Origin of the sequence: Lacticaseibacillus nasuensis JCM 17158 (assembly GCF_001434705.1) — a bacterium.
Lineage (GTDB): Bacteria > Bacillota > Bacilli > Lactobacillales > Lactobacillaceae > Lacticaseibacillus > Lacticaseibacillus nasuensis.
On sequence record NZ_AZDJ01000013.1, the window covers coordinates 263460 to 272176 of the forward strand.

An 8717-nucleotide genomic window follows, 5' to 3' on the forward strand; every position below is an offset into this window, starting at 1 on the left:
ATTTCTTAGGCGACTAACGATCGTATTACTTACCAGTACCGGAACCAGATGCAGTATCTGTGTTGGTTACAAAATAGCCGGCATTGCTATCGGCTTTTTGTACGCCGAAGCGGAATGCGGCACCGAGATAACGGCCATAAATCTTGCTCTCTTCCCATGCCAACGTAACCTGCTGACGATCTGCAAACAGAACACCGCGCTTTAAGTCACCGACAAATGCCTTCTGATCCCCTGCGGCCGAGCCAAGTAGCGTATCGCCAACAACATATACTGGGACGCCCAAGACAGAGCCCTTTGCGGTGCCGTCGGTGATAGAGTCAGACGCATTATGAAGCAAGTAACGCCCGTTCTTGTCCTTTAAGGTATCCAGCGTATTGAACAGGGATTGAGTAACAACCAATGCACGACTGTACGCTGGGTCCAAGTCAACATTCAGAATATGCTTGAGATCGTCTACCAAAGTGTCTGTGGTGGTAGCCTTGGCCGTGAACGACTGCAATACAGGCGCAATCATCGCGTTGTAGGTATTGACAGACTTCTCGTTAATGGACTGGCCAACAAGTGCGGTAAGATCAACTTTAGAATCAGCAATAGCTTCTTCAGACAGAGGAATTGCGCCACGGTACGTGTCAACAGACCAGTCCACCTGTTCAAATTCAGGCTCAGCAAGTGTGGGATTTTCGGCCAATTCTGCCACGCTAGAAAAGCGATCGGTTGCCCGTTTCAAAATCGGGTATGTGCCCTTAGGAGTAGTAACCGGCGTCTTGGTAACCAAGGTGGACAAATCCACAACTGAATTTACTTCTGCGGTAGGGTCATAGATGATTTCTTCCGGAATCAGCACGCCTGCTTCTGTCGAAGTGACGTGACCGGCTGCAGCATCAACCACCTTGCCATGACTATGGATGAAGTCGTTGATAGCCTTCTTCTTCGCATCGATTGGCTTCTTAGACAGGTCAGTGCCTTTCTTGCTGCCGTCATCTTTGGGCTCAGTCTTTGGTTCTAATGCTTTTTCTGCTTCCAAATCCTTAATCTGAGCGTTAATAGCGTCCCGGCGTGCCTTTGCAGCGGTGAGGTCGTCCTTAATCTTTTGAAAATCATCCACAGATGCATTTTCATCTTGCAATTTTGCGTTGAGCTGAGCATTGAGATCGGCACACTTGGCGCTAACTTCATTAAAAAGCGTTTGTAATTTGTCCATTATTGGACCTCCTTTTTGTCATAAAAAATAGCCAGCTTCTTGTTTAGCAGATTGTTCTGCTTTGGAAGTTGACTACGTAACTTGTCGTTTTCGTCCTTCAAATCCTTGATGCGTTGAACCGCTTTATGTGGAATAATCGGACCTACCGCATTTACAATCGGCGCATCGAAATCTAGTTTTTCATCTGCAAGACCGAGCTCAATTGCCTGATCGGCAGTAAGCCATGTTTCAGAATCCATTAGCTCAATAAAATCATTGGCAGGCTTACCTGTCTTAGTTGCGTACAAGTCAGCAATCGCATTGTCTGTTGTTTGCAGCATGCCAGAAGCCTTATTGATATCGTTGACGTTTCCACTAGCGTCGCTTGATGCTCGGTGGATCATCATCTTCGCACCCGGCGCCATCTGAACCTTATTAGCACCCATAGCAACAATAGTCGCAGCTGAGTATGCGTTAGACACAACCTTCGCTGTCACATTGCCTGAGTATGCGCGCAAGGCATTACAAATTTCCGTTGCTGGATCTACCTCGCCACCATCGGAGGCAATCTCAAGTGTGACATCAGAACCATCGTCGGGCAGCTTATCAACAACATCTGACGGCGATACAACCGTAATTCCGAACAAATCACGATAGATTGGCGCATAGTCGTTGCTTGTAATGTAGCCTTTAACCGGAATAATCACTTGTCATCACCTCCCTTCGTTGAGCTGGTAAGCGGTTTGAAATCAGGCAAGTTATTGGGGAAAAATTTCGATCCCTTGAGCATGGATTGCGCCTGATCCACTCCCACCAAACCAGCCTTTGCAAGATTTGATAACTGGTTAATCAGTATTGAGTCGTCAACATCCAACATATCTTTGATATCCAATTCGAGGTCAGGCGCGTTCATCTTCAAACGCAACTCATCCACGATTGGATTTACATAGGAGTTTAAGTTTGCCAGATATGTTGCCTTGATTTGGTCAATGTTGGAATGTTGGCTTTCAGTTGAAGTGCCGCCACCCAAAATATCGCTAGGTACACCAAAGGCCTTGGAGATTTGATCAGCAGAGTATGCTGAATTGTCAGCCAAGGCCTTAAATACATCCGTCTTCATTTCAAGCTGGGTGTAATCGAACCCATCTGGTAAAACCATCAGGCGACCAGAGTTATCACCAGTATTGGCTTTCTCAAACTCTTCACGGGCGGCTTCTAGGTCTTTACCATCGCTTAAATAGTTGCTGATTTTGAGCTGTCCAGCAGGATTAATCTGATTTTCCATAGCGCTCATGTTGCTTTTTGAGGCTTTATCGTCCAAATTAAGGGCGTTTTGCAAGCTCTCTAAAGGCGATCGGCCAATCAAATACCGATATTGTGGGTCTGGCATGAGCCTAAAATGAAGCATTTGGTCCTGTCTAAGCACCATTTGGGGACGATCATTGCTCTCTAAAACCGTATATACGATGCCTGTATTGCCTGGCAAGTAGTTAATCTGGACATCAGAGTTAGGAATATGCTCCAAGTTTGGCCCAACTAACGGGATATAGTCGTTGCCCGACAAGCACAACTGCATCAACGCACCTTGCCAAAAAGAAAACCGGCCTATCAAGCCGCTAGGGCTCTCAAGTCGGTTCAATGTTGCAGTATTTTCAGTTTTGAAGTGTGCCGAGGCAACATCGCTAGCAATACGGTTGATCACGCTATAGACATTAGTGTTTTGCAAAGCAGATAGCGCCGAAACATAAGAAAGTTGCATACCGCCAACCGTGGTCGTGAAAAACGCAGGATTGCTTGGATAAACCATGTTTTTTGCTTTACGTTTGTTGAAATTTTTAGGGGTTAGAAGTCCCATTTAGCTTCACCCCCTTTCTTTGTCCATAATATAGGCAGACAAGCACAGCTCAAAGCCCGAGACTAGATAACCAATAACAACATTAAAGGTGAATGCTGCCACTACAATCAGTGCTAAGCCAATGACGAACAGCATCACTGTGCCCCAATTGCTAAATAAATTGCTAATAATCTTTGCCATTATTTACCACCTCCAAACATTGCCTTGAAAAAGTCACGTTTTCCCTGTGCGTCCAAATCATTCAGCGGGTTATATCCCTCATCGTGGTAGTTTTCAAAATAGAACTTTGCTTGCGCGTGGGCATTAATAAGCGCATCAGTCGTATCGATGTGATCGTTGGTGCGGTTTTGACGGTCAATCTTGACTGAACCGCCGCGGTCTTCTACCAGTACAGCATTGTTCAGCCCATCAATCAGCAACGGATCGTTCAGCATTGAAATATTGCCATTAATAAACAGATTCTGAAAGTCCTTAGTAGGCTCATTCAGCTTGAACGAGGTAGGAGGCAAAGGAAACCATTGCCACTGCGGTTGATAATTCTCTAGTTTCTTTTCGAGCCATTCACCATGGTTTGGATCAGCAATAATGAACTTTACTTTGAGCCGATGCTGATTAACATAATCAACCAGCCACTGGTAAACCTGATCGGTGTTGATTACTCCTGATGCAAGATTGGTGATGTCAACGAATCCTTCATCTTGCAGTTTAAGGTAATCTAATCCGTCCTGTTTCGACTTGGCTTCAATGGTTTTTGCCTGTGCGAATGGAATGAAGCTGTGTTGCTGAACATGAAACATGTGTTTGTCATGATCAGTGTACGGGTAAATGAAGCCAAAAGACGTATTATCATTTGTCTGTGACCCGTCAAAACCGATAAAAACATCACGTCCATTCACATCGAAACGGTCAATAATGCTGCGCTGAATGTTGTCCAGTGACAAATAGCTGTTTTGAAATCGCCGGCTCCACAGATTTAGTGACTTATTTACGAATGTTTCCAGCGTTCCTTCTCGTTCGTTATCGTTGCGATCTTGATTAAGAGCCTTTTGAAGGTTATCACGTTTGTTTTTAGGCAGCTCAAGCAGATTAGGATTTGATTTTGCCCATGTTTCTGGTTCAAATACCTCATTCTCCGAGTCCTGAGAATAAATTACTTGGAATACGTTGTCAGCGTCTCGAACGGCGTCATGCTCAATGGCAGCCCTAGTTACATCTTCATCATTCTTAAACTTAACCTTGATATCAGGGTAAGCTGTTGAAATCTTGACAAACATTCTGTTCTTAATGCCATTTTGCCCGGATGTAATCTGCTTTAAGGTCTCATTCAAGGACGGCCTTAAGTTGCCAATTTCATCATAAACAGCGATTGCATTGTGGAAACTATCAAAGCCACCACCTTGTGATGTACCTTTTCGGATCGTATTCTTAGTGTTTTTTGCAATAACTTGCGTGGTTTGAGCTTCCACACCGCGGTCTCTAGCATCATCTGCAAAGTCCGGTAGGGATAAAATTGTCTTTGCCTGCAAAGACACGTCATTGAACAGCTTGGTTGCATGTTCATTATCGTAACTGGCCACCAGCAAGTCTTGTGATGTCGCATTCCAGCAGACTACAAAGTAATAAAAGTTGATTAGAATTGATGCTAGCCAAGTTTTTCCTTGCTGCCGAGCAATAGAAATATTAGAGGTTGTGAATCGAGTGCCGTTGTCTAGGGTGCGCCAGCCAATCAAGCTATCAAGAATAAACGATTGCCATTTGAATGGCTGAATTGTTTTTGACGTGTCTTCTGGATTGGGCAACAAGCGTGAAAAATATTCAATTGCATTCACCATGTCCGGGCTGTATTGATAGGGAAAATCACCATCGCCAATTCGCAATAAATCATTCAAGTGCCTAATACATGCCAGCTGAACATCTCTGCCAGTCATGTATTTATTGCTGAACATAACGTCATAAGCGTATCTTGTTCCTGGATCGTGATAGTTATCCAGCAGCCCTTGGTAGTCAGATTGGTGCGGCTTTACGTATCCGCGAATATCAGTTACACCAGTAAAATCAAACGTCTGCACCAAAACCAACCTCCTTCAATGGACTGTCTTTCTTAGGCTTTTCCGGTTCTTCGACAGTTATCTGACGTAATCCAGAGTCAAACGTAAGTCCTAAATCATGCCCTAACGACTTCATATTCTTCACACAAGAGTCCATTTGAACAGCTCCCGGAGAGCGCTTCACCGCAACATCGTCGTTGTCATAAATCCAAAGCCCTTGTTTTTCGATTAGCTGCTCAGACTTAATGTAAAGCGAGTAATAACGGCAATATAGCTCGAGGCTGGGCTGGTCAATCTTTTTCAGGTAACCGAGCTTCTTGATTTCCGGAACAAGTGTTTTCCATAAACGGCTAGCTTCATCATCTAGGTGAACGGGAGGCGTGTTTTGGATATCTTTCATGTCGTCGTCACTGTTGGACTGATCATCAGAGGAACCAACATGTAAAATTGTTAAATTTGGATGATTTTCTGGCAAAAAACGTGCCTCCTTTCTGTGCTGAAATGCCATCGTTTAGGGATTTAAGTCTCAAAAGTCGAAATTTTCAAAAAATGGCCTCGTGTTGACTGGACACTGGTGTGTGAGGTTCCCCTTAAACAACATAGGGCCCCCCTATTTTTTGTGAGCAAGTACCCATTCAGAAATTTTGCTGCGTGTCCACTTGGTTGAAACGTCAATATTTTCAATTCTGGACTGTGATGTGTATATTTTTTCCTCAAGCTGTGTCTTCCAATAGTGGCATCCCTTGCACAGCACCCATAGGTTGTCATGATCTAAGCACTTGCTTCTGTCAATCCTCAAAGGCACGATGTGATCAGTGACTAGATAGCCAGGCTTATCATACGTTCTGCCACATACTGCACACGTGAAGTAGGCATGAGCTTTAACATCGCGTGCGGTGTGTTCCCATATCTTAGACTTGTAGAATGCAGCAGACTCTTTATCGCGCTTGTACTTGTCATAGTATGATGTGTCACGTTTAACGTGCTTTGTGACATCAGCATGGTTAGGCTTATACAGGGATGCGTGCATAGCGCAGTACGGATTCTCTTGGCTATAAGGGATTGCATTATTGCATCCAGTCTTGCGGCATACCTTCACACGCATGTGCTAAATTGCCTCCGTGTATTGTTTGATATTCTCAACTTGTAAGTCGCACCATTCGTCCTGTGTGCCGTCTGCTTTGTAGACTGTTACGACTGGCATTGATCGATAGCCTAGCTTGCGGAACCGATCGTAGTCGTCTGCGTCTGCTGCGATGGTTTGTACTGGCATAGTGTGCGATAGCAGGTTTACCGTCATGCGACACTTGGCACAGTTTGGTTTGGTATAAATGATCGCGTGCATACGTTTTTCTTCCCTCGATAGTTTCTCAATAATTGCTTGCTCTGTGTGGCTTACATATCCGTAACCGACTCGCTTCATCGCATTAGACATAGTAGATCGCCCTCGTATCATGATCGCTGTATTCGACCAGCTCGAACGTCTTGTGAGCAACCACACCAATATCATCAGTCCATTGGTCGGTTGGCTTGCGTGTCGATACTTGACGCTGAACGAATCCGCCTAGGTCTTTGCTCATCTCTGAATGCAGATGCCCCGTAAACAATTCGCGGTTCTGCGCTGTGCCTAGCATGAAGCCAAACTCATCAAGATACTTCGCAAGGTAGTTGTTCTTGCCCTTATCACCATGAGTTGCACCGATGAAGTTGTGGCCTAACATTGTGCCTTTGTAATGCTTCAATGATATGTCCCAAGTGATGTTAGGCTGGTTGCTGTATGCGCGTTTCAATAGACGTGCGAACATATATCCAACTGACGGATCATGATTCCCGGCGCAATACATGACCTCACACTCATTGGTGTTCTTAATGATTGCTTCAATCAGTGTCTCAAAGTATTGCTCCATTTCATTCACAGTCTCGCCTAAGTCTGTTGTTTCGAGCTGTGTGCCTTTTGCTGTGGTTGAGTTGATATTATCCACATGAGCTAGATCACCGCCCAGAATGAGCAATACTTTGGCGTAGTGGCCGCGTTGGATGATCTCTAGCTGCCGTTTGAGAGATTCAGCATAGACATCAAACGTGTGACCGTTGAAGTGCGTGTCAAATGCGGGAATGACAAGATATCGTTCTGATGGTACAAAAATAGGAGCCTTGGCTTGGTACGGCTCCTTGTGTGTGATGATGTCATTCATCAATGATTCGTATTGTTCAGCTTCAACCAACGGCCTGATTTGAATCTTGCTTTGATACAGCGTTGCTTCCGGCGTCTGCTTCCAGAAATTGCTTGTAGCGCGTAGAAGCTCCCACTTGGTGTAATCATACCCGTGAGCTTCTAAAACCTCTCTAGGCGTCATTTTATGACCTCTGACGACCTTTAGGATAGTTTCACTGGATTGCGTGCCGTCTGAGTCATATTCATTTAGCATGGGTGATTGAAACTCAATTCCCAGCCGCCGCGATTTCTTCTGGACTGCGTCATAGCTGATACCGAGTTTGTCGGCCGCCTCACGTCTGGTAAATCCTTCGGAGGCGAGCTTCCTAATGTCACCGATCTGTTCATCTGTCCACTGCATCTACTCGCCTCCTAAAATTTAAATTAGATGTCCATTGGGTCGTCATAACACGGCCCTTCTTCCCACCACGAGGCCACGCACGTGTCTGAGCTGTCATCATCCCAATAGTCCTTATCAAGCTCCATCTCGACCACATCTTCGGGGCTGACATTCCTAGAAGATACATAATCATCTAGCTTAACTTTATCCGTGGTTGCAAATACAACGTCAACCTCTTCGGATCCGCCTTCCCATGGATCGGCGTCTCCGGTTTCATACGTCACTAAATACAGTTTCAAGTCCTCGCCTCCAAAAATAGGTTGTTTGCAATATAACTCCAAATATAGGACAATGATGGTATACCAAAAGGAGGTAATATCTATGAGCTTAGATGGTAAAGTTGATAGCACTAAGGACAAAATCTCCGGTAAAGCTAAAGAAGTTGAAGGTAAAGTTACTGGTGATAAGGCCCGTGAAGCACAAGGTAAGGCTGAAGGCGTACTTGGCAAAGCAAAAGAAAAATTAGACGATGCCAAAGATGCCGTTAAAGATACCGTTGATGATGTAAAAGAAAAGTTCAATAAAGATTAATCTCTTGGCCGGCATTTGCCGGCTATTTGTTTGCACAAAAATAGCACCTCACCGTTTGGCGGAGTGCTAAGCGTTAAATAGGTTCTTACGATTTACTTCCAAAAATGCAGAACTATTGACACTATTGTGGATGCTATTGTAAGACCGGTTACCATCACCCAACACAATATCTTTATAATTTTGGTTGTAAAAGTATTCTCGACCCAATCCTTTGTAGGAAGGGATTCCGTCTTGTCTTTAAAATCTTTCTCCAAGTTGGTTTCTAAATTATTGATAGATTGCGTTGTTTCTCTGTGCAATTCGTTAATATGGCTTATCAGATAGTCCACGTTTTTCTCTAAATCATCTGTTTTTTGTTCTGCTGCGGTCTTTCCAGAGGACATATTAATCGCCCCATATTCTTCATAATAAGCATTATCCGATCCACTATCTCTATTATTAATAACAGTAGATTGCATAGAAATTATTTTGTTTCCGGTTTTAGACAT

General features: G+C 44.3%; 12 protein-coding genes. 1 reads left to right on the forward strand and 11 read right to left on the reverse strand.

Going from position 1 to position 8717, the window contains the following annotated elements; all coding sequences use genetic code 11:
- Nucleotides 1-25: 25 nt before the first annotated feature.
- The 10 genes from FD02_RS04340 to FD02_RS04380 form a co-directional block, all read right to left on the reverse strand.
- Nucleotides 26-1201 carry a phage major capsid protein gene (locus FD02_RS04340; RefSeq protein ID WP_054722673.1) on the reverse strand — a complete coding sequence of 392 codons (1176 nt, stop codon included), beginning with the start codon at nucleotides 1199-1201 and terminating at the stop codon, nucleotides 26-28.
- On the reverse strand, nucleotides 1201-1887 hold the full coding sequence (locus FD02_RS04345) for a head maturation protease, ClpP-related (protein ID WP_056950783.1): 687 nt from the start codon (nucleotides 1885-1887) through the stop codon (nucleotides 1201-1203). Before FD02_RS04345 ends, FD02_RS04340 begins: the two co-directional genes overlap by 1 nt.
- Nucleotides 1884-3035, reverse strand: coding sequence for a phage portal protein (locus FD02_RS04350; protein ID WP_056950786.1), 1152 nt, complete (start codon nucleotides 3033-3035; stop codon nucleotides 1884-1886). The genes FD02_RS04345 and FD02_RS04350 overlap by 4 nt, the downstream gene beginning before the upstream one ends.
- A 6-nt stretch (nucleotides 3036-3041) precedes the next feature.
- Nucleotides 3042-3215: a hypothetical protein gene (locus FD02_RS11350; RefSeq protein WP_175265159.1), complete on the reverse strand. Its 174-nt coding sequence runs from the start codon at nucleotides 3213-3215 to the stop codon at nucleotides 3042-3044.
- A complete protein-coding gene (locus FD02_RS04355) occupies nucleotides 3215-5104 on the reverse strand; it encodes a terminase TerL endonuclease subunit (RefSeq protein WP_056950807.1) in 1890 nt (629 codons plus the stop codon). Before FD02_RS04355 ends, FD02_RS11350 begins: the two co-directional genes overlap by 1 nt.
- Entirely contained in the window at nucleotides 5091-5558 is a 468-nt protein-coding gene (locus FD02_RS04360) for a phage terminase small subunit P27 family (RefSeq protein WP_054722667.1), read from the reverse strand. Before FD02_RS04360 ends, FD02_RS04355 begins: the two co-directional genes overlap by 14 nt.
- 135 nt (nucleotides 5559-5693) lie before the next feature.
- Nucleotides 5694-6188 (reverse strand): HNH endonuclease, encoded by a 495-nt coding sequence (locus tag FD02_RS04365; protein WP_056950788.1) that lies wholly within the window; start codon nucleotides 6186-6188, stop codon nucleotides 5694-5696.
- A gap of 3 nt (nucleotides 6189-6191) precedes the next feature.
- The gene (locus FD02_RS04370) at nucleotides 6192-6518 is read right to left on the reverse strand and encodes a thioredoxin domain-containing protein (RefSeq protein WP_054722665.1); all 327 of its coding nucleotides are present in this window, start codon (nucleotides 6516-6518) and stop codon (nucleotides 6192-6194) included.
- Nucleotides 6511-7659 carry a hypothetical protein gene (locus FD02_RS04375; protein ID WP_054722663.1) on the reverse strand — a complete coding sequence of 383 codons (1149 nt, stop codon included), beginning with the start codon at nucleotides 7657-7659 and terminating at the stop codon, nucleotides 6511-6513. Before FD02_RS04375 ends, FD02_RS04370 begins: the two co-directional genes overlap by 8 nt.
- Before the next feature lie 23 nt (nucleotides 7660-7682).
- A complete protein-coding gene (locus tag FD02_RS04380; protein ID WP_056950791.1) occupies nucleotides 7683-7937 on the reverse strand; it encodes a hypothetical protein in 255 nt (84 codons plus the stop codon).
- Nucleotides 7938-8019: 82 nt separating this feature from the next.
- Here FD02_RS04380 and FD02_RS04385 point away from each other — a divergent pair, with 82 nt between their 5' ends.
- Nucleotides 8020-8229 (forward strand): CsbD family protein, encoded by a 210-nt coding sequence (locus FD02_RS04385; protein WP_054722661.1) that lies wholly within the window; start codon nucleotides 8020-8022, stop codon nucleotides 8227-8229.
- Between the two features lie 92 nt (nucleotides 8230-8321).
- On the opposite strand, the gene FD02_RS04390 is transcribed toward FD02_RS04385, so the two are convergent.
- On the reverse strand, nucleotides 8322-8717 hold a 396-nt coding region (locus FD02_RS04390; RefSeq protein WP_056950794.1), incomplete at its 5' end, for a hypothetical protein.